Below are 23735 nucleotides of genomic sequence, written 5' to 3'. Positions count from 1 at the left end.
CAGTTTACAGGGAGTCTGAAACCGTAGCGAGCAATGACGCCCGGTAACGTGCGTCGGGTGCAATTCCTGCTATCAGACGTGATCGAACCGAGAGAGTTCAGGCACCGGATTCAGCGTAGTTGGAAACCCGACGGGTGTAGAGGCCACCCCCGTCCTATTCACGACTTGGCCGGCGGCTTGCGCAGCAGACTGAAGGCCATCGCGGCCAGAAACAGCACACTGAGCAGCAACACCGCCCACAGGCCGAACTTCTTCCAGTTGGTGTCCGCCGTGGCCGAGGTGGTGGCCGTCGAAGTCTGGGTCGCCAGCGCTTCGCCCTGCACCGTAGCCTTGCCCAGTGTGGCCAGTTTCTCCGGTTTGAAATCGGGGATCAGCGTGGTCAGCGGCAGGTTCGCCGTCTTCACGGTCGGATTGCCCAGCGCCAGGCTGTACGGCCCTTCGCCACGGGCAAGGAAGATCACCTGAGTGGCGCGCACCGCGTATTTCACGCTCGGCGCCTGCTCGCCGAGACCGCCGCCGCGTTCGTCGACCGTCAGTTTCAACTGCTGCACGGTCTGGCCGTAGAGCTGCAATTCGTTCTGCACCACGTCCTGGCCATTCTGGGTCAGGCGATAGAGCAAGCCGCTGCTCAGCGGTTGCCACGGCAGACTGCTTTCGCGACGTCCCGACAGGGTCACCGGTGCCAGGCTGTTGGCCTGTTTCAGTTCGACCTGCACCCGCTCGATGTTCAGCCCCATCGGCAGCTGCCAGGTGTATTCCCCGGCCTTGGTGCTGCTGCCGGCCAGCGCCGGCGACCAGACCAGTGGCAGCGGCAGGTTGCGCGGGTCGCTGCTTTTCAGTTGCGCCGACGTCAGGACCGGCGCCGAGGCCGGCGAATCCCACAGCAGACGCAGATACCGCGCCGATTGCCCCGGCAGCGCCACTTCATGCTGCTCGACCCGTTCGTCGGCAAAGGTCAGGCGCGCGACCTGGCCTTCGCCCCAGGCTTTCCAGTGCTGCAAGTCGTCGCTGGCCTCGATGCTGAAACGCTGGAAGCCGTCGCGCTCGCTGGTCCAGTCGAGGATCAGTTGCTGCAACGGTGCCTTGATCGCACTCGCGTCGAGCAGCCAGCCGCGCAGCACTTCTTCCCCGGCTTCGAGCTGACTGGAAGGCTGCACTTCCACCAGCGTGCCAGTGGTGGTGGATTGCACGCGCACGCTTGGCGCCCGCTCGGTGGCATCCGCCGAGTTGTACAGCGGGAACCACTTCACCTCATGCAACTGGCCGTCGTCGCGGGTCTGCGCCGATTCCCGGGCCAGCGCATAGGCCTGCGGCTCTCCGGCGGCGTTGAATACCCGCAGGTCGCTGAGATCGGTCTGACGCGCCTGCAACTGCACGCTCAGCGGCAGTTCGAGGCGATACCACGGGCCTGCGCCACTGACCGACAACGGCACCTGCGCGGCGAAGTCCGCCGGTTTTTCCTGGGCGCCGGCCGTCATGGCCACGCCCAGCAACAGCCACCCGAGATTAAGCTTGCGACTCAAGACGACACTCCTTCGGTTTCCGGGGCCGGTTTGTCCGCCGCCGGTACAGCTTCGACGCGTTTGGGCGGCAGCGGCGCAAAGTAGCCCACCACCAGCAGCAACACGCCGACGCCGATGAACGAAACGATCCGGGCCAGTCCGCCACGGTTGCTCAATTCGACAAAAATCAGTTTGGCCACCACCAGCGCAATCAGCGCCGCGCCGATCAGCCACACTTCGCGGCGATGGCGCAGGTGCCCGCCGATCATCAGTCCGAGCGCCATCAGCGTCCAGACGATGGACAGACCGGCCTGCACCAGCATCGATTCGAGCAGCAGATCCAGCTCGAACGGAATCCCCGCCCAATGGTGCGCGGCGCGGGTCACCAGCGCAGTGCAGAACGCGAACAGCGAAATACCGGCAATCAGTTGCGTCGCGTATGCCGCGTAATCCTGGCGGATCGACAGCTCGGCAACGGCGCTGCGCGACCAGACGTAGACACCGAACAGCGCAAACAGCAGACCCAATTCCAGCGGGTTGAGCAGCGGCACATAAGGCAGCGGCTCGGGATTGCCATCGCTGACGCCATTGGCCAGCCAGAACCAGACGAGCATCAGCACCGCCAGCGGCGCCGCCGCGTACAGGCGATATTCGCGAGGGAATGCCGCCACCGGCCACGGCCACTGACGCGGCGCAGCCATCAGCAACAGATACACGCTCGGCAAAATCGCCCAGCCCAGCCAGCGCCAGGCGTTGTACTGCTCGGACAACAGCAGCAGGCCGTAGCGCAACTCCAGCGCCAGCACGCCGATCAGCAACCAGCAACCGAGCACATGCGCCGTGCTCAAGGCCCGCGCCGGCAGCATCGGTGCCAGACGCCGCAGGCTGATGAAATGCACGACGAACACCGCCGCCCACGCCAGCCAGCCGAAATCCGCCGCCGGGTGATAGCGAGAATGCCACGCACCGAGCAACACCAGTCCGGCTGCGGGAACCAGCACGGTGCAGAGCAACCCGAGCGACGGCCATTTCAGACGCAAGGCCAACAGCGTCCACAGCGCGACGCTCAGCGCGGCGACCAGCAGCAACAGTGGCGCCTGCAGATTCAGCGGCGCAAACCGCAGCACTTCGCTGACCCACGCCAACGCCCACCAACCAGCGCCCCACACCAGCAACACTTTGGACAGACGCTGCAAACTCAGCACATCGAACGCCGAAGCGTGATTGCCCAACTGCAGGCGCCACGCCCCGATCATCGCCGCCAGGCCCAGCACCAGCGGTGTCCAGAATCCGCCATGGGCCAGCGGTCGCAGACCTTCGCTGGACAACGGCCCGAGCAGTTCGGGGCCGGCCAGCAAAAACGCTGCGCCGCCGATCAGTTGCAACAGCAGACCGAACACAAAACTCACGCGCTGCTTGAGGTACAGACTGAGCCAGATGATCAGCAAGCCACTGGCCGCCCATACCGCGCTCGCGGTCTGCCATGGCAGTACGAACAGCACCGCCAGATTGATCAGCACCAGACCCGCCAGCAGCACCACCGACAAACCGCGCAGCAGACGAACATCGCTGCGCACCATCTCGTCACGCGCCGCCAGCAGCATGCCGGCGATCAGTGCCAGACCGATCAACGAGGCGCTGAGCAGACCGCTCCAGCCAGCGCTGAACACGGCCGCCGAATCCTCGCCCGCCCCTTGCAGGCGCAACAGGAACAACGCACCGCCGAGCAGTTGCACGGCAAACGCGGTGAACAGGAACGTGCGCGATTGCAGGCGCAAGCCAACGAACAACGTCACCAGCCCGGCCAACGCCCAACTGATCGCGGTGCCGTGGGTGAAGAAAAACAGCGGCGCCAGCAGATACAGGAAGGTTAGCCCCAGACACGCCAGCACCGGCAAGCCCTGACGCTCCCACGGCGAGGTTTGCTCCGGCGACGCCTTGCGCATTTGATAGAAGCTGAACAGCAACGCCGCGCCTAGCATCAATGCGCCAAGCGGCGCTCCGTCGAGCAGGCTGCTTTCGCCAACGCGCAACTGACTGAGAAACGCCAGCGCCGAGCCCAGTTGCAGCAGCAACGCGAAGGCCCGGGCCAACGGCCGTTGCTGACGCAAGCCCAGCCAGAAAATCCCTGCGCCCTCCACCGCCCAGGCGGCAGATGTCCAGCGCGCATCCAGCCCCAATGGAATCGCCAGGCTGGCGAAAATCACCCCGAGCGCCAGGCAAGTCTCGCCCAGCAACAACGCCCGGCCTCCCATCAGCACTTTGGCGAGGGCCATGTAGATCATGCCCAGCGCCAGTGCGCTGAACGCCGCTGCAAATTCCAGATGCTGCACCAGCGCGAATTGCAGACCGAAACCCACCAGCGGCGGACCGAACAGCATCGAGCCGTCGACGTAATCGCCCTTGCGCGCCGACCAGTGCAGCAGCGCCTCGCGATCGTCGTCTGCCGGGGCGTCCGGCATGTCCAGCAACTTGCGCCGGGCGAACAGCAGGCCGATGGCCAGGTACATCAGGAAGAACAGAATCAGGAACGGCTCGGTACTCCACAGCAGCTCCGGCGTGTACGAACGCAGGCCCCAGGCGAAACCGATGCCGAAGGTGCCCACGAAGCCGATCAGGTTGAGCAGGCGCCACGCCTTGAACCATGCGATGGCCAGAATGCCGGCGTTGAGCAGCGCGAAATAGCTGAACAGCGCGACATGATTGCCGGCGCCGGTCGACGTCAGAATCGGCGCGGCGAAACCGCCCAGCGCGGCGACGCAGGCCAGCGCTAGGGAGTCCTGAGTAATCGCCAGAATGGCCGAAAACACCGTCACTGCCACCAGCAAGCCCAGCGCGGCAGACGGATCGAGCAGCGGGTGCAGGCGCATCGCCGCAAACACCGTCAGATACAACACCGCAATCCCGGTGCCTTGCAGCATCAAGGCGTAGCTGTTGTTGCGATGGCGCAACCACCAGCCCAATGCCAGCAAGCCCAGCGCTGCCGCTGCGACCCCGGCGTAACGCAATTCGATCGGCACCACCATGCCTTCGGTGGCGTAGCGCAGCAGGAAAGCCAGACCGAAGAACAACAGCACCACGCCAACCCGCAGCACGGTATTGCCACCGAACAGCCAGTTACGCGCAGCGCTGATGCCGCGCTCGATAAGGTTCGGGCCACGAGGTTCGGCGGGTTGTTGCGGCTCGGGAAGGTCGGGAGTTACGGCGTCGAGACGCCAGACATCGGCCGGCAGCGGCTGACTGGTTTCGCTGGCGACGGCAGAGAGAGGTTCGAGTTCGGGCGGCAGCTCCCAGACCAGTTCGGGGGCCGGCGCTTCTTCGACGACATCGATATGCTCGACCAAAGGCTCGGGGACCGGTTCTACGCCTGGCGCCGGTACCGCGTGCGAAGGCGATCCCTCCAGCAGATACAGACGCTGCGCGACGCCCTGCAAAGCCACTTTCGCCTGTTCAAGTTGCTGCTGTTGCTCCGCCACCTGCGAGCCGAGCCGCATGATGCGCATCGTCTGCCCGATGGCGAGCCCCAACAACGCGCCCAACAGCGCATCGCTGAACGACTCGTCGAGCAGCCAGCCGAGCAGCAGCCCGATCAACATGAACATCCATTGCATGGTCGATATCCCTGAGCAGACCCGTGGCGGGGCGGAACCAAGGCTCAGTATATCGGCCCGGCCCCACAATCGTGGGGCCGGGCGCACATTTGTCGCTAAAAGTTACTCCAGTGCCTTCCAGATATCCGTGGCGTACTCGCGGATTGTCCGGTCGGAGGAGAACCAGCCCATGCGCGAGGTGTTCAGCACCGCCGAGCGCCACCAGTTGTTGGCGTCGTGCCAATGCGCATCGACACGCATCTGCGCATCCCAGTAGGAGTCGAAATCGGCGCAGACGAAGAACCGGTCGTAATCCACCAGCGAATCGATCAGCCCGGTGTAGCGCGACGTGTCATCCGGCGAGAACACCCCGCTGCGGATCGCCTGCAATACATCGTTGAGGCGATGGGACGCAGCGATATCCGGCAAAGCGCTGAACTCGTGATTCTGCTTGCGCGCCTCGACCTGCTGGGCGCTGAGACCGAAGATGAACATGTGCTCGGCGCCGATGTTTTCGCACATTTCCACGTTGGCGCCGTCGAGGGTACCGATGGTCAGCGCACCGTTGAGTCCGAACTTCATGTTGCTGGTGCCCGAGGCCTCGAAACCGGCGGTGGAGATCTGCTCCGACAGGTCCGCCGCCGGAATGATGCTCTCCGCCAGGCTGACGTTGTAGTTGGGCAGGAACACCACTTTGAGCAGGCCGCGCACGGTCGGGTCGTTGTTCACCACCCGGGCGATGTCGTTGGTCAGTTTGATGATCAGTTTGGCCTGGTGATAACTCGCCGCTGCCTTGCCGGCGAAGATTTTCACCCGTGGCACCCAGTCGATTTCCGGCTCGGCGCGGATCGCCTGGTACAGCGCGACCGTGTGCATGAGGTTGAGCAGCTGACGTTTGTATTCGTGGATCCGTTTGACCTGCACGTCGAACATCGCCGCCGGATTGACCGCGATCCCCAGCCGCTCGTGAATCAGATAAGCGAGGGCTTTTTTGCTGTGCAGCCGCTGCTCGGCAAAGGCTTTGCGGAAGGCGGGTTTTTCGGCGAACGGATCAAGATCGAGCAGACGCTGTTCGGGGTTATCCAGAACATCCGCGCCGAGGGAATCGACCAGCATCGACGTCAGTTCCGGGTTGGCCTGGTACAGCCAGCGGCGGAAGGTGATGCCGTTGGTCTTGTTGTTGATCCGCTCCGGGTACAGCTTGTGCAGTTCAGCGAACACTGTTTTGCGCATCAGCTGCGTGTGCAGCCCGGACACGCCGTTGACGCTGTGGGAACCGAGAAACGCGAGGTTGCCCATGCGCACCCGACGGCCGTTGTCTTCCTCGATCAGCGACACCGCGCGCAGCACGTCGAAATCGTGGATGCCCTTGGCCCGCAGCGAATCGATGTGCTGGGCGTTGATCAGGTAAATGATCTGCATGTGCCGCGGCAGCATGCGTTCCATCAGCCCCACCGGCCAGGTTTCCAGCGCTTCGGGCAGCAGCGTGTGGTTGGTGTACGAAAGCGTGTCGACGGTAACTTGCCACGCCGCGTCCCAGGCCACGTCGTAGACGTCGACCAGTTGGCGCATCAGTTCGGCGACGGCGATCGAGGGGTGCGTGTCATTGAGCTGGATCGCCGCGTGATCGCCGAGGGTCAGCACCGAGGTGTGCATGTTGCGATGACGGCGCAGCAAATCCTGAAGCGACGCGGCGACGAAGAAATACTCCTGACGCAGGCGCAGCTCCTGCCCGGCCTCGGTGCTGTCCGCCGGGTAAAGCACGCGGGAGATACTTTCGGCTCGGGCCACTTCGGCGACGGCTCCGAGGTGGTCGCCGGCGTTGAAGCGCTCCAGGTGCAAATCTTCCATGGCCCGCGCCCGCCACAGGCGCAAGGTGTTGACGCTCGCCCCGCGCCAGCCGACCACCGGGGTGTCGTAAGCAATGGCCCGGACGGTTTCCGCCGGGTGCCAGACTTGCCGGGACTTGCCGCTGGCGTCGGTGACGGTCTCGACGCTGCCGCCAAAGCCGATCGGATAGACCACCTCTGGCCGCTCGAACTCCCAGGGGTTGCCGAAATCCAGCCAGTGCTCGGTCTGTTCCTGTTGCCAGCCATCGACGATGGCCTGGCGGAACAGCCCGTGCTCATATCGAATCCCGTAGCCGTGGCCGGCAATGCCGAGGGTCGACATGCTTTCCATGAAGCACGCCGCCAGCCGTCCGAGACCACCGTTGCCCAGCGCCGCATCCGGCTCCAGGATACGGATGCGCTCCAGATCGACGCCCAGTTCGGTCAAGGCTTCACGGGCGACATCCAGTAGACCGAGGTTGCTAAGGCTGTCGTACAGCAGGCGGCCGATGAGGAATTCCAGCGAGAGGTAATACACCCGCTTCTGGCCTTTGCGATAGATCTGCCGGGTGTGGTCCATCCAGTGCTCGACCATGTGATCGCGCGCCGCCAGGGCAATGGCTTCGAACCAGTCATGGTCGAAGGCGTGATCCGGGTCTTTGCCCACCGCGTAGGTGAGTTTGGTCAGGACGGCGTCGCGGAATGCGGCCACCTCTGCTTCGCGAACTAGTGGTTCTTGAGTCATCGATAGGACCTCGAGCGAGCGGGGAATTGTCAGAGCCTAGACGGTCTGACCGACGGTAGGGGCTCTGGTTCGGCAGTTTTTCCTGAGAGTGAGACTTCGTCCGGCAATACCCTGGCGAATGCCTTAATGAATGCAGGGGCCGTGCCGAATTGTCGGACGATGTGGATTCATGAAGAAAAAATCTGGCGAAAGGTTGTTCAAAAATCCACCAGTCCCGGTATGATCGCGCGCCCTGATGCACACGCCTGGTAAACACCGATGATGAAGCCCAACCTGATCGCCGCAGCCGAGATCGACCGTCTCGATACCTGGGCCAAATATTCGGCCCCGATGTGCGGCTCGTGCGTTTCCAGCTGCTGCACGCTGCCGGTCGAGGTCAAGATCAAGGACCTGGTGCGCATCGGTGTGGTCGACGAGTTCGAACTGGGCGACCCGCCGAAGAACATCGCCAAGCGTCTGCAAAAGGAAGGTCTGGTCGAGCGCTTCAACCAGAAGTCGGGGATCTTCACCCTGCAGCGCATGAGCAACAACGATTGCTACTACCTGGATCGTAAGAGCCGCCTGTGCACCATTTATGACAAGCGCCCGGACACCTGCCGCAACCACCCGAAGATCGGCCCGCGCCCGGGCTATTGCGCGTACAAGCCGAAGGAAGTGGAGCGGGTACAGAATTCGCGGTCGATCGAACGCTTCTAAAAGCCGACCCTCACTTCAACCCTCGAACCTCGCCCCCTCACCCCAGCCCTCTCCCGGAGGGAGAGGGAGCCGACCGAGGTGTCTTGCGTCATACATCGACCTGAAACAACCAGTCGATTATGGATTCGGTAAATCCCTGTCAGGTCGGCGTATTTCTTGAGCATCCCCCGATCAGTCCCCTCTCCCTCCGGGAGAGGGTTAGGGTGAGGGGGCTCTTGAGGTTCACCACATTTTTCCCGGACAAACAAAAACGCCCCCGGTCTCTCGACCGGGGGCGTTTTTTTAAGCCTGGGCTAAATTACGCCTTGGCTTTCTTGGCAGCGCGGGTACGCTCGCTTTCGTCCAGGATCTTCTTGCGAAGACGGATGGACTTAGGAGTCACTTCGCACAGCTCGTCTTCCTGGATGTATTCCAGAGCCTGTTCCAGGGTGAAGCGAACAGGTGGGACCAGAGCGATGGTTTCGTCTTTACCCGAAGCACGCATGTTGTCGAGCTTCTTGCCTTTGGTCGGGTTCACACCCAGGTCGTTGTCGCGGGAGTTCTGACCAACGATCTGACCGTTGTAGATCTCCTGGCCGTGTTCTACGAACAACTTGCCACGAGCCTGCAGGGTTTCCAGGGAGTAGGTCAGTGCCTTGCCGGTTTCAACCGAAACCAGAACGCCGTTCTGACGGCCGGACATGTGGCCCGACTTCACTGGAGCGTAACGGTCGAAGATCGAGGTCAGGATGCCAGCACCGTTGGTCAGGGTCAGGAACTGGTTACGGAAACCGATCAGACCGCGAGCAGGGATGTTGTATTCCAGACGAACACGGCCCTTGCCATCCGGCACCATGTTGCTCAGGTCGCCTTTACGCAGACCCATCTCTTCCATGACCTTGCCCTGGGATTCTTCAGGGATGTCGATGGTCACGTTTTCGAACGGTTCCTGCTTCACGCCGTCAACTTCACGGATGATCACTTCAGGACGGCCCAGGGCCAGTTCGAAGCCTTCGCGACGCATGGTTTCGATCAGTACCGAGAGGTGCAGCTCACCACGGCCGGATACCTTGAACTTGTCAGCCGAGTCGCCTTCTTCAACGCGCAGTGCAACGTTGTACAGCAGCTCTTTGTCCAGACGATCCTTGATGTTACGGGAGGTCACGAACTTGCCTTCTTTACCGCAGAATGGCGAGTCGTTTACCTGGAAGGTCATGGAAACGGTTGGCTCGTCAACGGTCAGAGGCTTCATCGCCTCGACGTTGTTGATGTCGCACAGGGTGTCGGAGATGAACAGCTCGTCGAAACCGCTGATGCAGACGATGTCGCCAGCTGCTGCTTCTTCAACGTCAACGCGGTGCAGACCGTGGTGACCCATCAGCTTCAGGATACGACCGTTGCGGCGCTTGCCGTCGGCGCTGATAGCGACAACCGGAGTGTTCGGCTTGACGCGACCACGAGCGATACGGCCAACACCGATAACACCCAGGAAGCTGTTGTAGTCCAGAGCGGAGATCTGCATCTGGAACGGACCGTCACGGTCAACAGCCGGAGGCGGAACGTGGTCGACTACCGCCTGGTACAGGGCGGTCATGTCTTCGCCCATGGCGGTGTGGTCCAGACCGGCGATGCCGTTCAGGGCCGAAGCGTAAACAACCTGGAAGTCCAGTTGTTCTTCGGTAGCGCCCAGGTTGTCGAACAGATCGAAGATCTGGTCCAGAACCCAGTCAGGACGCGCGCCCGGACGGTCAACCTTGTTGATGACCACGATTGGACGCAGGCCGGCTTCGAAAGCCTTCTTGGTCACGAAACGGGTTTGCGGCATAGGGCCGTCTTGGGCGTCGACCAGCAGCAGCACGGAGTCAACCATGGACATTACGCGCTCAACTTCGCCGCCGAAGTCGGCGTGGCCCGGGGTGTCCACGATGTTGATGTGGTAGCCGTTCCAGTTGATGGCGGTGTTTTTCGCCAGAATGGTAATACCGCGCTCTTTTTCCTGGTCGTTGGAGTCCATCACGCGCTCGTCGTTGAGCTCGTTGCGCTCCAGGGTGCCGGATTGACGCAGGAGTTTGTCTACCAGGGTGGTCTTACCATGGTCAACGTGGGCAATGATGGCGATGTTGCGTAGATTTTCGATCACTTGTGTATCTCGATCAGAGGATTCGGTTTGCTGACAAGTCTTGGCAGCGATTGACAGTAGTGTCCGGCATGGCCGTTACAGCTTGACGGCGGTGTCGGGGGGCCGGTGACGCAGGCCACAGGCAAACAGCCCCGGGCACTTAGCTCGGTCGATAAACGCGCACATTGGCATGCCCCTCACTGAGCAAATGGTGGGCATGCAGGCGACTCATCACGCCTTTGTCGCAATACAGCAGGTACTGGCGAGTAGGGTCCAGTTCCTTGAAACGAGCGTTCACTGCGTAGAACGGCATCGTCTGTACCTCTATGCCGGCGAGCTCCAGCGGGTCATCCTCGGCGGCATCCGGGTGACGGATGTCGATGACGATCTGACCGGCCAGCGCTTCGCTGACTTCTTCGATCTGCAAATCCTGGCCCAATTCGTCGATCACCCGATCGATCGGCACCAGTCTGGCGTTTGCGAGCGCACGCTCGAGCACCGCCATGTCGAATTCCTGCTCTTCGTGCTCGACCCGGCCACGCTTGGCGGCGGTCTTCGGGTTGACCGAGATGACGCCGCAGTATTCCGGCATGTGCCGGGCGAAATCACCGGTACCGATCTGGTCGGCCGTGTCGATGATGTCCTGCTTGTGGGCGACGATCAGTGGTCGCAGCACCAGCTTGTCGGTGACGCAATCGATGACCGACAGGTTCGGCAATGTCTGGCTCGACACCTGGGAAATCGCTTCGCCGGTGACCAGCGCATCGATGTGCAGGCGTTCGGCAATGCTCGACGCTGCGCGCAACATCATACGCTTCAATACGACGCCCATATGACTGTCGTCGACCTTGCCAAGAATTTCGCCCAATACTTCTTCGAACGGAACACTGACAAATAGCACGCGTTGCGAGCTGCCGTACTTCTTCCAGATGAAATGCGCGACTTCCATTACGCCCAATTCGTGGGCACGACCGCCCAGATTGAAGAAGCAGAAGTGCGTCATCAGGCCGCGGCGCAGGATCTGGTACGCGGCAACGGTCGAGTCAAAGCCGCCGGACATCAGTACCAGCGTCTGCTCCAGCGCACCGAGCGGGTAGCCGCCGATGCCATTGTGCTGGCTGTGGATCACGAACAACCGTTTGTCGCGAACTTCGATGCGGACTTCGATTTCCGGCTGTTTCAGGTCGATTCCGGCAGCACCGCACTCACGGCGCAGCTTGCTGCCGACGTATTTTTCGACGTCCATCGAGCTGAACGCATGCTTGCCCGCACGCTTGCAGCGCACCGAAAAGATCTTCCCGGCCAGCGCATCGCCATAGTGCTGTTTGCACTTCTCGGTGATGTCGTCGAAGTCGCCCAGCGGGTACTCGTCGATCTGCAGAAAGTGCGCGATGCCTGGCATGCAGGTCAGGCGTTCGCCCATCTCTTTCAGGGCCTTGGGGTCGGTGACGCGGGTTTCCAGCTCGAGATTGTCCCACACACCGTTCACCACCACGGCCGGGTCCAGGTCGCGGAGCACGGTGCGGATGTTCTTGGCCAGCTGGCGGATGAATTTCGTCCGGACAGGTCGGCTTTTGATGGTGATCTCGGGGAAGACTTTTACGATTAGTTTCATGAAAACAGCGCGCGCAGGGCCAGCCGAAAAAGGGGGGCGCGGATTATAGCGGAAATTGCTCAAGGTTTAACCAGTTAATGTGCAGAAGGTTTTGCACGCACCAAAACGGGTCATTTTTCGATTTGAACGCTACATTAAAGGGCGAGATTTTCGCCTTTAAGGCGCTTTCGACCTTTAGAGGCGTGAATTTGGGGCAAAAAACCCATGCTGGGGCACTGGCATGCAATTTGCTCCCTTGTGAGGCAGGTTGCCTTGGCAGAGTATTCGCGCCGGCATCACCACTATTAAGGGCATCCACTACCCGCCCTAATTCACCCGGAGGACACTATGTCGAAGTCGGTTCAACTCATCAAAGATCATGACGTCAAGTGGATTGATCTGCGCTTCACGGACACCAAAGGCACTCAGCACCACGTGACCATGCCGGCTCGCGATGCGCTGGAAGACGACTTCTTCGAAGTTGGCAAGATGTTCGACGGTTCCTCCATCGCTGGCTGGAAAGGCATCGAAGCCTCCGACATGATCCTGCTGCCGGACGACGAAACCGCCGTTCTGGATCCGTTCACCGAAGAGCCGACCCTGATCCTGGTTTGCGACATCATCGAACCTTCGACCATGCAAGGTTACGATCGCGACCCGCGCGCCATTGCCCGCCGCGCCGAGGAATACCTGAAGACCACCGGTATCGGTGACACCGTATTCGCCGGTCCAGAGCCTGAGTTCTTCATCTTCGACGAAGTGAAGTTCAAGTCCGACATCTCCGGCTCCATGTTCAAGATCTACTCCGAGCAAGGCTCGTGGATGTCCGACCAGGACGTGGAAGGCGGCAACAAAGGCCACCGTCCAGGCGTGAAAGGCGGCTACTTCCCGGTTCCGCCGTTCGACCACGACCACGAAATCCGTACTTCCATGTGCAACGCGCTGGAAGAAATGGGCCTGACCGTTGAAGTTCACCACCACGAAGTGGCGACTGCCGGCCAGAACGAAATCGGCGTCAAGTTCAACACCCTGGTGAAGAAAGCCGACGAAACCCAGACCCTGAAATACGTTGTACACAACGTTGCCGACGCTTACGGCCGCACCGCGACCTTCATGCCGAAGCCTCTGTACGGCGACAACGGTTCGGGCATGCACGTTCACATGTCCATCTCCAAAGATGGCAAGAACACCTTCGCAGGTGAAGGTTATGCCGGTCTGTCCGACACCGCTCTGTACTTCATCGGCGGCATCATCAAGCACGGTAAGGCCCTGAACGGCTTCACCAACCCGGCCACCAACTCCTACAAGCGTCTGGTGCCAGGCTTCGAAGCACCGGTAATGCTGGCCTACTCGGCTCGCAACCGTTCCGCCTCGATCCGTATTCCTTACGTCAACAGCCCTAAAGGCCGTCGTATCGAAGCCCGCTTCCCGGATCCGGCTGCCAACCCGTACCTGGCTTTCGCAGCGCTGCTGATGGCCGGTCTGGACGGTATCCAGAACAAGATCCACCCAGGCGACGCAGCTGACAAAAACCTGTACGACCTGCCGCCTGAAGAGGCGAAAGAGATCCCGCAAGTTTGCGGCAGCCTGAAAGAAGCCCTGGAAGAGCTGGACAAGGGCCGTGCGTTCCTGACCAAGGGCGGCGTGTTCTCCGACGACTTCATCGACGCTTACATCGCGCTGAAATCCGAAGAAGAAATCAAGGTCCGCACCTTCGTACACCCACTGGAATATGAGCTGTACTACAGCTGCTGATCCGGTAGCGCCGCGCTACGCGGCGTGACAAAAAGAGGCCTCCTTCAGGAGGCCTTTTTTATTGGCCGGATGTTTACCGCCCGAGCCATCTCCGCCCGACTGGCCTATGCTGCAACCCATCGTTTTCGTTTCCGGTCGATTTCATGGGTCGCACCCTTCTCTATATTCTGCTGCTGATCGCCCTGCCCGCCGCCGCGCAGATCTACAAGTACACCGATGCCAGCGGCAACACGGTGTACAGCGATCACGCGCCGGACGGGGTGCAGGCGCAGCCGGTGGAGTTGCCGCCGCTCAACAGCGTCCAGCCTCAGGCACCGGGCGCGCCCTCTTCAGATACCACCAGCCGTGAGCCTGCGCGCAATGCCTACGAAGTGCTGGAGCTGACCGGTCTGCCCACCGAAGAAGCCCTGCGCGCCAACAACGGCACCTTTACAGTCAGCGTGTTGCTCAAGCCGCGCCTGCAACCGCCGCATCAATTGCGTCTGCTGCTGGATGATGTGCCTTATGGCCAGCCGAGCAATGTGCCGATCCTGCAACTGGTGAATGTCGACCGGGGCGAGCATCGGCTGGCGGTGCAGGTAATCAATGGCGAGGCGATCATTCAGCAGAGCCCGCCGGTGGTGTTCACCGTGCAGCGGGTGCACAAGCCATGATGCGGGGATTGATTGCCTTGTGCCTGTCGCTGATCGCGCTCGGCGCATCGGCCGAGGTGTTCACTTACATCGATGCACAGGGCAATCGCGTCTACACCGATCAACCGCGGGGCAACGCCAAGCGTGTGCCGCTGGCGACCAGCAATCGCATGGCCTCGAACCCGAGCAGTGCCGCAACGGTCAAGCCTTCGAAAAAATCAGCAGAGCCGCCGCTGTTCCACTACGACATGCTGCGCGTGCTGATCCCCGAGCCGGACGCAACCATTCGCAGCAGCGCCGGCGAACTGATTGTCAGCGTCACCAGCGAGCCGGGCCTGCAACGAGGTCATCTGTATCGCCTGCTGCTGGATGGCCAGGCCGTCGGCGAACCCGGTCTGAGCCCGGTGTTCCCGCTGAGCAATATCGATCGTGGCAGCCACAACCTGTCGGTCGAGATCCTCGACGCTCAAGGCCGAACCGTGGAGAAAACCGCCAACCAGCCGTTCCACATGCAGCGCATTTCCCTGGCACAGAAGCGTCAGGTCAAACCGTGCGTCAGCGCCGACTATGGCGTGCGCCCGGAATGCCCGCTGAAAGACAAACCCGCCGAACCGAAAAATCCTTTCCTGCGTTTCTTCTGACGCCGTTCAGCTTTGCGCACTATATTGGTGCAATACGCTGCACCGTACTCACATTCCAACCCATTTTGGTTCGAAAGTACCCGCCAGAGCGGTTTGACTGCCACGCAAACGAGCGTCAAACGCCCGTTTCAGGGGTTGAACGCTTCTTTTCGGAGCCTTGGTTTGGTTTTTGCATTTTCCTCGCATCAGCGCTGTATCCCTGCGCGCGCCATGCTCCAAAAGAGGTCCTCATGACCATCAGTGACGCACTGCATCGCTTGCTACTCGACAACCTGACCACCGCCACCATCCTGCTCGACAGCGAATTGCGCCTCGAGTACATGAACCCGGCGGCGGAGATGCTGCTGGCCATCAGCGGTCAGCGCAGCCATGGGCAGTTCATCAGCGAGCTGTTCACCGAGTCCACCGAGGCGCTCAACTCGTTGCGCCAGGCGGTGGAGCAGGCGCATCCGTTCACCAAGCGCGAAGCGATGCTTACTGCCCTCACCGGCCAGACCCTGACCGTGGATTACGCGGTGACGCCGATCCTCAGCAACGGCGCGACCCTGCTGCTGCTGGAAGTCCATCCTCGTGATCGCCTGTTGCGCATCACCAAGGAAGAGGCGCAGCTGTCGAAGCAGGAAACCAGCAAGATGCTGGTGCGCGGCCTGGCCCACGAGATCAAAAACCCGCTGGGCGGCATTCGTGGTGCCGCGCAACTGCTGGCCCGGGAACTGCCGGAAGACAGCCTGCGCGACTACACCAACGTGATCATCGAAGAGGCCGACCGCCTGCGCAATCTGGTCGACCGCATGCTCGGCTCGAACAAACTGCCGTCGCTGGCCCTATGCAACGTCCACGAAGTGCTGGAGCGTGTCTGCCAACTGGTCGAGGCCGAAAGCCAGGGCTGCATCACGCTGGTGCGCGATTACGACCCGAGTATTCCCGACGTCCTGATCGACCGCGAACAAATGATTCAGGCGGTGCTGAACATCGTCCGCAACGCGATGCAGGCCATCAGCAGCCAGAACGAGCTGCGCCTGGGCCGCATCAGCCTGCGCACCCGCGCCATGCGCCAGTTCACCATCGGCCACGTCCGCCATCGCCTGGTGACCAAGATCGAGATCATCGACAACGGCCCGGGCATTCCGGCGGAACTCCAGGAAACCATCTTCTTTCCCATGGTCAGCGGCCGTCCGGACGGTACCGGGCTGGGCCTGGCCATCACCCAGAACATCATCAGCCAGCACCAGGGCCTGATCGAGTGTGACAGCCATCCAGGCCACACCACGTTTTCGATCTTTCTGCCACTGGAACAAGGAGCCACATCGACATGAGCCGTAGTGAAACCGTGTGGATCGTCGATGACGACCGTTCTATCCGTTGGGTTCTGGAAAAAGCCCTGCAACAGGAAGGCATGACCACCCAGAGCTTCGACAGTGCCGATGGCGTGATGAGCCGCCTCGCGCGGCAGCAGCCGGACGTGATCATCTCCGATATCCGCATGCCCGGCGCCAGCGGCCTGGACCTGCTGGCGCGGATTCGGGAGCAGCACCCGCGGTTGCCGGTGATCATCATGACCGCTCACTCCGATCTGGACAGCGCTGTCGCCTCCTATCAGGGCGGCGCGTTCGAGTACCTGCCCAAGCCGTTCGATGTCGACGAAGCGGTGTCGCTGGTCAAGCGCGCCAATCAGCATGCTCAGGAACAACAGGGCCTGGAAGTCGCCCCGACCCTGACCCGCACCCCGGAAATCATCGGCGAAGCGCCGGCGATGCAGGAAGTGTTTCGCGCCATCGGGCGCTTGAGCCACTCCAACATCACCGTGCTGATCAACGGCGAATCCGGCACCGGTAAAGAACTGGTGGCCCACGCCCTGCACCGCCACAGCCCGCGCGCGGCCTCGCCGTTCATCGCGCTGAACATGGCGGCGATTCCGAAAGACCTGATGGAATCCGAGCTGTTCGGCCACGAAAAAGGCGCCTTCACCGGCGCGGCCAACCTGCGGCGCGGACGTTTCGAACAGGCCGACGGCGGCACGCTGTTCCTCGATGAAATCGGCGACATGCCGGCAGACACCCAGACCCGACTGCTGCGGGTGCTGGCCGATGGCGAGTTCTATCGCGTTGGCGGGCATGTGCCGGTCAAGGTCGATGTGCGGATCATCGCCGCGACGCACCAGAATCTGGAAACCCTGGTTCACGCTGGCAAATTCCGTGAGGACTTGTTCCACCGCCTCAACGTGATCCGCATCCACATCCCGCGTCTGTCGGATCGTCGCGAAGACATCCCGACTCTGGCCAAGCACTTCCTCAGCCGCGCGGCGCAAGAGCTGGCGGTAGAGCCGAAGCTGCTGAAAAGCGAGACCGAGGAATACCTGAAGAACCTGCCGTGGCCGGGCAACGTGCGTCAGTTGGAAAACACCTGCCGCTGGATCACCGTGATGGCGTCCGGACGCGAAGTGCACATCAGCGACCTGCCGCCAGAATTGCTGAGCCTGCCGCAGGACTCGGCGCCAGTGACCAACTGGGAACAGGCGCTGCGTCAGTGGGCCGATCAGGCCCTGGCGCGCGGTCAGTCGAGCCTGCTCGACAGCGCGGTGCCGGCGTTCGAGCGGATCATGATCGAGACGGCGCTGAAGCACACCGCCGGACGTCGTCGTGACGCGGCGGTCCTGCTGGGCTGGGGCCGCAACACCTTGACCCGCAAGATCAAGGAACTCGGCATGAAGGTCGATGGCGGGGATGACGATGAAGGCGATGAAGGCTGAAATCCAGCGCCAGACTGCACCGCCGCAAGGCACGGTGACCCTTAATCGGGCACGGTCACTGGCTCTGGCCTGCACTGTAAACCGCTGAAAATCCCATCCTGTGAAAAGACGAAGGCCCCGTATTACGGGGCCTTCGTCATTGTGTCGGGCTTTTTTGTTTCAAAACGAGAAAACCTGGCACGCCCCCTGCAATAACTCCATCAGGTGATTCGATTCACCCACCCTTTCGGGGGCCTTGGTACAGGCAGGCCGGGGATTCCCCTCTTTACACCGGACTCATTGAGTCCACCCTTTTGGGGCCCTTGATACAGGCAGGTCAGGGGTTCCTTCTTTACACCGGCTCAGAACGCGATGCGATGAGCCCGCCCGTTTCGGGAACCTTGGTACAGGCAGGCCGGGGATTCCCTCTTTTATTGCTCCCGGAGATGGATCTCCAGCCGCCAGCGGTCATCGACCGCCTGGCCGGCCCAGTCGCCCTGCAGCGGTCGCGCCGCCACCAGTGTCAGCAACAATCCCCCGTCACTCAATCGCGTCCGCCAGTTCACGTCCTTGCCGTTGAGCTTAAGCTGGCCTTTCTGCGCCTTGCCTTCAGCCCCGAACAACAGCGCGACGCTGCCATCGACGATCTCGCCGTGCAGCTTCGGCTCGTTGTTGAACCACACCGCCAGACCACCATCGATCACCTCGACCTGCTGCAAAATGCTTGGGTCAGGCGTGGTCAAACGGCCGATCATCATCCCGACCATCACACCGACGATCGCCAGTGAAGCCATCACCCTCGGGAATAGTTTCGAACGCGGATCCGCTTGCGGCGTAGAATGCGCGTCATCTTTACCTTCGGAGCCGTGCATGTTTCACGTCATCCTTTTTCAACCGGAAATTCCGCCGAATACCGGCAACGTTATCAGGCTGTGCGCCAACAGCGGCTGCCACCTGCATTTGATCGAACCGCTGGGCTTCGAGATGGACGACAAGCGTCTGCGCCGCGCCGGTCTCGACTACCACGAGTATGCCACTCTGCAGCGCCATGCCGACCTCGCCAGCTGCATGGAAAGCCTCGGCCATCCACGGCTGTTCGCCTTCACCACCAAGGGTTCGCGGCCGTTTCACGATGCCGCATTCGTCCCGGGCGATGCGTTCATCTTCGGCCCGGAAAGCCGTGGCCTGCCGCCAGAAGTGCTGGATGCCCTGCCCGGCGAACAGCGCCTGCGCCTGCCGATGCGCGAAGGTTGCCGCAGCCTGAACCTGTCCAACACTGTGGCGGTGGCCGTGTACGAAGCGTGGCGGCAGAACGACTTCAAATAACACCGCATAACAAATGTGGGAGCGGGCTTGCTCGCGAAGGGGCCGCATCAGATGACATTTATGCCACCTGACACACCGCTTTCGCGAGCAAGCCCGCTCCCACATTGGACTTGCGTCAACGCTCAGATCATTTACTGAACGGTCGGAGTCTCGCCGGATTCCTGCATGCGCTGCAGCTCTTGCGCGTACAGGGCGTCGAAGTTCACCGGGGCCAGCATCAGAGCCGGGAACGAACCACGAGTCACCAGGCTGTCCAGGGTTTCGCGAGCGTACGGGAACAGGATGTTCGGGCAGAACGCACCCAGGGTGTGACTCATGGAAGCCGCGTCCAGGTTCTTGATCAGGAAGATACCGGCCTGTTGCACTTCAGCGATGAAGGCGACTTCTTCACCGTTTTTCACGGTAACGGACAGGGTCAGCACGACTTCGTAGAAATCACCTTCCAGGGCTTTCTGGCGGGTGTTCAGATCCAGAGCGACCGCCGGATCCCACTGCTGGCGGAAGATCGCCGGGCTTTTCGGGGCTTCGAAGGACAGGTCGCGTACGTAGATGCGCTGCAAGGAGAATTGCGGTGCGGTTTCTTCTTCGCTGGCTGCAGTGTTCTGTTGGTCAGTCATCTCAGATCCTTTCTGATCTCGGGTCTTTTAGGGTTCTTGGTGTTCGGTAGAGCGTGCAGCAGTTCAGGCCTTGAGCAGCGCGTCGAGCTTGCCGGCGCGCTCCAGGGCATACAAATCATCACATCCGCCGACGTGGGTGTCGCCGATCCAGATCTGCGGCACGGACGTGCGTCCGGCCTTCTGGGCCATGGCGGCGCGCACCTGCGGCTTGCCATCGACCTTGATCTCTTCGAAGGCCACGCCTTTGTTCGCGAGCAGGTACTTGGCGCGCGAGCAGTAAGGGCAGTAATCGCTGGAGTAGACGATGACGTCGCTCATATCACTTCACCAACGGCAGGTTGTCGCCTTTCCAGCTGGAAATCCCGCCGGACAGCTTGGCGGCGGTGAAGCCGGCCTTCATCAGCTCGCGGGCGTGGGTGCCGGCGGTCTGGCCCAGGGCGTCGACCAGAATGATGGTCTTGGCCTTGTGCTTTTCCAGCTCGCCGATACGGGCGGCCAGTTTGTCCTGGGGAATGTTCACCGCGCCAACGATGTGACCGGCGGCGTAGTCCTTGCTCGGACGGATGTCCACGACCACGCCGGCTTCCTTGTTGACCAGTGCGGTCAGCTCGCCCGTGCTCAGGCTTTTACCGCCGCCCTGCACCGTATGCGCCAGCAGCAAAGCCAGCAGTACGACGAAGATACCGACAAGAATGTAGTGGTTAGTGGCAAATTCAATCAGGTGAGCAACCATCGAAGGAGGTTCCAGGGCGTTAAAATGTCGGCCAGTATACACAGCCACTATGGTCGGCCAAACCCCGTCCGGCGGTGACGCCGCCGGAACTTCGCTTTAAACTCCAACTCCCTTTTCCATCGCCCTCTTCTTATTAGCCACGAGTGGATTCCATGACTACCACGCCTAAACCTTTGGTCCTGATGATTCTCGACGGCTTCGGTCACAGCGACAGCCCCGAATCCAACGCCGTCTATGCGGCCAAAAAGCCTGTGCTGGATCGCCTGTGGGCCACCGTGCCGAACGGCTTGATCTCGGGCAGCGGCATGGACGTCGGCCTGCCGGACGGCCAGATGGGCAACTCCGAAGTCGGCCACATGAACCTCGGCGCCGGCCGCGTGGTGTATCAGGACTTCACGCGTGTGACCAAGGCGATCCGCGACGGCGAGTTCTTCGAGAACCCGACCATCTGCGCCGCCGTGGACAAGGCCGTGGCCGCCGGCAAGGCCGTGCACTTCATGGGCCTGCTGTCGGATGGCGGCGTGCACAGCCACCAGGATCACCTGATCGCCATGGCCGAACTGGCCTTCAAGCGCGGCGCCGAAAAAATCTACCTGCACGCCTTCCTCGATGGCCGTGACACCCCACCGAAAAGCGCCGCTTCGTCGATCGAACTGCTCGACGCGACTTTCCAGGCCCTCGGCAAAGGCCGCATCGCCAGCCTGATCGGCCGCTACTACGCCATGGATCGCGACAATCGTTGGGACCGCGTGTCCCAGGCCTACAACCTGATCGTTGATGGCAACGGCGAATTCAACGCCGCCACCGCCCAGGAAGGTCTGGAAGCCGCTTACGCCCGTGGCGAGAGCGACGAGTTCGTCAAAGCCACCAGCATCGGTGAGCCGGTAAAAGTCGAAGACGGCGACGCCGTGGTGTTCATGAACTTCCGCGCCGACCGTGCCCGCGAGCTGAGCCGTGTATTTGTCGAAGACGACTTCAAGGAGTTCGAGCGCGCACGCCAGCCAAAAGTGCAGTACGTCGGCCTGACCCAATATGCCGCCAGCATCCCGGCCCCCGCCGCCTTTGCCCCGGGCAGCCTGGAAAACGTGCTCGGCGACTACCTGGCGAAAAACGGCAAGACCCAGCTGCGCATCGCCGAAACCGAGAAATACGCCCACGTGACCTTCTTCTTCTCCGGCGGTCGTGAAGAGCCGTTCCCGGGCGAAGAGCGCATTCTGATCCCGTCGCCGAAAGTCGCCACCTATGATTTGCAGCCGGAAATGAGCGCGCCCGAAGTCACCGACCGCATCGTCGAGGCCATCGAGAATCAGCGCTACGACGTGATCGTGGTCAACTACGCCAACGGCGACATGGTCGGCCATAGCGGCGTGTTCGAAGCCGCGGTGAAAGCCGTGGAATGCCTGGACACCTGCGTCGGCCGTATCGTCGTAGCCCTGGAAAAAGTCGGCGGCGAAGCGCTGATCACCGCCGACCACGGCAACGTTGAGCAGATGGCCGACGAATCCACCGGGCAAGCGCACACTGCGCACACCACCGAGCCGGTGCCGTTCATTTATGTCGGCAAGCGCGACCTGAAAGTCCGCGAAGGCGGCGTGCTGGCGGACGTGGCGCCGACCATGCTGAAACTGCTGGGCCTGGAAAAACCGGCGGAAATGACTGGCACTTCGATTCTGGTGTAATCCGCCCGCAAAAACGCCTCAAAACCCTGTGGGAGCTGCGGTGCGACGATTCGACTTGCCAGCGATAGCAATCTGACAGCCAACAACTATGTTGAATGTTCAGACGCCATCGCGGGCAAGTCGAATCGTCGCACCGCAGCTCCCACAGTGGTTTATGGAGTTTTCGAAATGGAATTCGGCCTGTCGCTTGCCCCAGTTATCACACAGTCCCAATTGGGCGTTTTTTTTGCCGCGTCGGGCGGGCATACTAGGCCGTCCCTTACCCTGGTGCCGCCCGCCTCTATGCTTCGCGTCCTGATCGCCCTCGCTCTGACATGCCTGCTCCAACCGGCCTTCGCGGATGAGCGCGCGCAAACCCAACAGCAACTGGACGCCACGCGCCAGGACATCGCCGAGCTGAAAAAACTGCTGGGCAAGCTCCAGGAAGAAAAATCCGGAGTGCAAAAGGAGCTCAAGGGCACCGAAACCGAGATGGGCAAGCTCGAGAAACAGGTTGAAGCCCTGCAGAAAGAGCTGAAGAAGAGCGAATCCGAGCTGCAGCGGCTCGATGCGGAGAAAAAAAAACTCCAGAGCGCGCGCACTGAACAGCAGCGACTGATCGCCATCCAGGCCCGCGCCGCCTACCAGAACGGTCGCCAGGAATACCTCAAGCTGCTGCTCAACCAGCAGAATCCCGAGAAATTCGCCCGCACCCTCACCTATTACGACTACCTGAGCCAGGCTCGCCTGGAGCAGCTGAAAAGCTTCAACGAAACCCTGCGCCAACTGGCCAATGTCGAAAAGGACATCGGCTTGCAGCAGGCGCAATTGCTGGTGCAGCAAAGCGATCTCGATACTCAGCGCGAAGCGCTCGACAAGGTCCGCAAGGAACGCCAGCAGGCCCTTGCCAAACTCAATGACGACGTAAAAGCCCGGGACCAGAAACTGGCCGCCCGCGAGCAGGATCAGGCAGACCTGTCTAAAGTCCTTAAAACCATTGAAGAAACTCTGGCCCGCCAGGCTCGTGAGGCAGAAGAAGCGCGGCAGAAAGCGCTCATCGCCCAGCAGGAAGCCGAAAAAAAGCGCTTGCGTGAGGCCGAGGCGGAAAACACCGACGCCCCACGCAAACCGGTCAGATCGACACCCGGCGCCCTGGTGTCCAGCGGCGGCGAGACCTTCGGTGGCCCTTTTGCCTCAAGTCGGGGAAAACTTCCATGGCCGGTTGATGGTCGACTGCTGGCACGCTTCGGCGAAACCCGTGGCGACGATGCCCGCACCAAGTGGGACGGCGTGATGATCAGCGCCTCCGCCGGTAGCCAGGTGCATGCCGTACACGGCGGGCGCGTGGTGTTTGCCGACTGGCTGCGTGGCGCCGGGCTACTGGTGATCCTCGATCACGGCAATGGTTTTCTGAGTCTTTACGGTCACAACCAGACGCTGCTCAAGTCGGCGGGTGACGTGGTTAAAGCCGGTGAGTCCATCTCCACTGTGGGTAACAGTGGCGGCCAGGACACACCAGCGCTGTATTTCGCAATTCGTCAGCAGGGTCACCCGAGTGATCCGGCGCAATGGTGTCGTGCGCAAGGATAAG

Annotated in this window: 18 protein-coding genes; 9 read left to right on the top strand and 9 right to left on the bottom strand. The window is 61.4% G+C overall.

Annotated features, from left to right (window positions below):
• Nucleotides 1–158: 158 nt before the first annotated feature.
• The 3 genes from QR290_RS03080 to QR290_RS03070 all read right to left on the bottom strand — a co-directional run bounded on the left by QR290_RS03080 (nt 159) and on the right by QR290_RS03070 (nt 7666).
• Nucleotides 159–1523: a DUF3999 domain-containing protein gene (locus QR290_RS03080; RefSeq protein WP_289204317.1), complete on the bottom strand. Its 1365-nt coding sequence runs from the start codon at nt 1521–1523 to the stop codon at nt 159–161.
• Nucleotides 1520–5113: a DUF2339 domain-containing protein gene (locus tag QR290_RS03075; RefSeq protein ID WP_289204316.1), complete on the bottom strand. Its 3594-nt coding sequence runs from the start codon at nt 5111–5113 to the stop codon at nt 1520–1522. Before QR290_RS03075 ends, QR290_RS03080 begins: the two co-directional genes overlap by 4 nt.
• Before the next feature lie 102 nt (nt 5114–5215).
• Nucleotides 5216–7666, bottom strand: coding sequence for a glycogen/starch/alpha-glucan phosphorylase (locus QR290_RS03070; RefSeq protein WP_289204315.1), 2451 nt, complete (start codon nt 7664–7666; stop codon nt 5216–5218).
• 258 nt (nt 7667–7924) lie between these two features.
• Here QR290_RS03070 and QR290_RS03065 point away from each other — a divergent pair, with 258 nt between their 5' ends.
• On the top strand, nt 7925–8362 hold the full coding sequence (locus QR290_RS03065) for a YkgJ family cysteine cluster protein (RefSeq protein WP_007952500.1): 438 nt from the start codon (nt 7925–7927) through the stop codon (nt 8360–8362).
• Between the two features lie 298 nt (nt 8363–8660).
• On the opposite strand, the gene typA is transcribed toward QR290_RS03065, so the two are convergent.
• Together typA and thiI are read right to left on the bottom strand one after the other, a co-directional pair.
• Complete coding sequence (typA, locus tag QR290_RS03060; RefSeq protein ID WP_007952502.1) at nt 8661–10481, bottom strand: translational GTPase TypA; 1821 nt, start codon at nt 10479–10481, stop codon at nt 8661–8663.
• Nucleotides 10482–10620: 139 nt separating this feature from the next.
• Entirely contained in the window at nt 10621–12075 is a 1455-nt protein-coding gene (gene thiI / locus QR290_RS03055) for a tRNA uracil 4-sulfurtransferase ThiI (protein WP_011332034.1), read from the bottom strand.
• 327 nt (nt 12076–12402) lie between these two features.
• On the opposite strand from thiI, the gene glnA reads away from it, so the two are divergent.
• The 5 genes from glnA (at nt 12403) to ntrC (ending at nt 17831) form a co-directional block, all read left to right on the top strand.
• Complete coding sequence (gene glnA, locus QR290_RS03050; protein WP_011332032.1) at nt 12403–13809, top strand: glutamate--ammonia ligase; 1407 nt, start codon at nt 12403–12405, stop codon at nt 13807–13809.
• Nucleotides 13810–13952: 143 nt separating this feature from the next.
• Nucleotides 13953–14462, top strand: coding sequence for a DUF4124 domain-containing protein (locus tag QR290_RS03045; protein WP_289204314.1), 510 nt, complete (start codon nt 13953–13955; stop codon nt 14460–14462).
• Nucleotides 14459–15082: a DUF4124 domain-containing protein gene (locus tag QR290_RS03040; RefSeq protein ID WP_289204313.1), complete on the top strand. Its 624-nt coding sequence runs from the start codon at nt 14459–14461 to the stop codon at nt 15080–15082. Before QR290_RS03045 ends, QR290_RS03040 begins: the two co-directional genes overlap by 4 nt.
• Before the next feature lie 230 nt (nt 15083–15312).
• Nucleotides 15313–16398: a nitrogen regulation protein NR(II) gene (gene glnL / locus QR290_RS03035; protein ID WP_007952516.1), complete on the top strand. Its 1086-nt coding sequence runs from the start codon at nt 15313–15315 to the stop codon at nt 16396–16398.
• Complete coding sequence (gene ntrC / locus QR290_RS03030; RefSeq protein ID WP_007952518.1) at nt 16395–17831, top strand: nitrogen regulation protein NR(I); 1437 nt, start codon at nt 16395–16397, stop codon at nt 17829–17831. Before glnL ends, ntrC begins: the two co-directional genes overlap by 4 nt.
• A 410-nt stretch (nt 17832–18241) precedes the next feature.
• Here the strand turns inward: ntrC and QR290_RS03025 are convergent, their stop codons facing one another.
• Complete coding sequence (locus QR290_RS03025) at nt 18242–18682, bottom strand: hypothetical protein (protein WP_289204312.1); 441 nt, start codon at nt 18680–18682, stop codon at nt 18242–18244.
• Here QR290_RS03025 and QR290_RS03020 point away from each other — a divergent pair.
• Nucleotides 18681–19136 (top strand): tRNA (cytidine(34)-2'-O)-methyltransferase, encoded by a 456-nt coding sequence (locus QR290_RS03020; RefSeq protein ID WP_289204311.1) that lies wholly within the window; start codon nt 18681–18683, stop codon nt 19134–19136. The genes QR290_RS03025 and QR290_RS03020 overlap by 2 nt on opposite strands.
• Nucleotides 19137–19267: 131 nt before the next feature.
• On the opposite strand, the gene secB is transcribed toward QR290_RS03020, so the two are convergent.
• The 3 genes from secB to QR290_RS03005 all read right to left on the bottom strand — a co-directional run bounded on the left by secB (nt 19268) and on the right by QR290_RS03005 (nt 20486).
• Nucleotides 19268–19753, bottom strand: coding sequence for a protein-export chaperone SecB (secB, locus tag QR290_RS03015; protein ID WP_007909233.1), 486 nt, complete (start codon nt 19751–19753; stop codon nt 19268–19270).
• A 63-nt stretch (nt 19754–19816) separates the two neighbouring features.
• Nucleotides 19817–20071 (bottom strand): glutaredoxin 3, encoded by a 255-nt coding sequence (grxC, locus tag QR290_RS03010; RefSeq protein ID WP_007952522.1) that lies wholly within the window; start codon nt 20069–20071, stop codon nt 19817–19819.
• Nucleotide 20072: 1 nt separating this feature from the next.
• Nucleotides 20073–20486 carry a rhodanese-like domain-containing protein gene (locus tag QR290_RS03005; RefSeq protein WP_007952524.1) on the bottom strand — a complete coding sequence of 138 codons (414 nt, stop codon included), beginning with the start codon at nt 20484–20486 and terminating at the stop codon, nt 20073–20075.
• A 152-nt stretch (nt 20487–20638) separates the two neighbouring features.
• Here QR290_RS03005 and gpmI point away from each other — a divergent pair, with 152 nt between their 5' ends.
• Both gpmI and QR290_RS02995 read left to right on the top strand, forming a co-directional pair.
• Complete coding sequence (gene gpmI, locus QR290_RS03000; protein WP_289204310.1) at nt 20639–22165, top strand: 2,3-bisphosphoglycerate-independent phosphoglycerate mutase; 1527 nt, start codon at nt 20639–20641, stop codon at nt 22163–22165.
• A gap of 282 nt (nt 22166–22447) precedes the next feature.
• Entirely contained in the window at nt 22448–23734 is a 1287-nt protein-coding gene (locus QR290_RS02995; RefSeq protein WP_115076224.1) for a murein hydrolase activator EnvC family protein, read from the top strand.
• Nucleotide 23735 lies beyond the last annotated feature (1 nt).

The organism is Pseudomonas fluorescens (assembly GCF_030344995.1).
GTDB lineage: Bacteria > Pseudomonadota > Gammaproteobacteria > Pseudomonadales > Pseudomonadaceae > Aquipseudomonas > Aquipseudomonas fluorescens_BF.
Note: the sequence above shows the minus strand (reverse complement) of the source record. Positions and strands in the feature narration are given on the sequence as shown.

Bases quoted from the DNA above. Each gene is read 5' to 3' on its own strand.
- QR290_RS03075 (WP_289204316.1), bottom strand. From the start codon at position 5,113: ATGCAATGGATGTTCATGTTGATCGGGCTGCTGCTCGGCTGGCTGCTC.
- QR290_RS03070 (WP_289204315.1), bottom strand. From the start codon at position 7,666: ATGACTCAAGAACCACTAGTTCGCGAAGCAGAGGTGGCCGCATTCCGC.
- QR290_RS03065 (WP_007952500.1), top strand. From the start codon at position 7,925: ATGATGAAGCCCAACCTGATCGCCGCAGCCGAGATCGACCGTCTCGAT.
- thiI (WP_011332034.1), bottom strand. From the start codon at position 12,075: ATGAAACTAATCGTAAAAGTCTTCCCCGAGATCACCATCAAAAGCCGA.
- glnA (WP_011332032.1), top strand. From the start codon at position 12,403: ATGTCGAAGTCGGTTCAACTCATCAAAGATCATGACGTCAAGTGGATT.
- QR290_RS03045 (WP_289204314.1), top strand. From the start codon at position 13,953: ATGGGTCGCACCCTTCTCTATATTCTGCTGCTGATCGCCCTGCCCGCC.
- QR290_RS03040 (WP_289204313.1), top strand. From the start codon at position 14,459: ATGATGCGGGGATTGATTGCCTTGTGCCTGTCGCTGATCGCGCTCGGC.
- glnL (WP_007952516.1), top strand. From the start codon at position 15,313: ATGACCATCAGTGACGCACTGCATCGCTTGCTACTCGACAACCTGACC.
- ntrC (WP_007952518.1), top strand. From the start codon at position 16,395: ATGAGCCGTAGTGAAACCGTGTGGATCGTCGATGACGACCGTTCTATC.
- QR290_RS03020 (WP_289204311.1), top strand. From the start codon at position 18,681: ATGTTTCACGTCATCCTTTTTCAACCGGAAATTCCGCCGAATACCGGC.
- QR290_RS03025 (WP_289204312.1), bottom strand. From the start codon at position 18,682: ATGCACGGCTCCGAAGGTAAAGATGACGCGCATTCTACGCCGCAAGCG.
- secB (WP_007909233.1), bottom strand. From the start codon at position 19,753: ATGACTGACCAACAGAACACTGCAGCCAGCGAAGAAGAAACCGCACCG.
- grxC (WP_007952522.1), bottom strand. From the start codon at position 20,071: ATGAGCGACGTCATCGTCTACTCCAGCGATTACTGCCCTTACTGCTCG.
- QR290_RS03005 (WP_007952524.1), bottom strand. From the start codon at position 20,486: ATGGTTGCTCACCTGATTGAATTTGCCACTAACCACTACATTCTTGTC.
- gpmI (WP_289204310.1), top strand. From the start codon at position 20,639: ATGACTACCACGCCTAAACCTTTGGTCCTGATGATTCTCGACGGCTTC.
- QR290_RS02995 (WP_115076224.1), top strand. From the start codon at position 22,448: ATGCTTCGCGTCCTGATCGCCCTCGCTCTGACATGCCTGCTCCAACCG.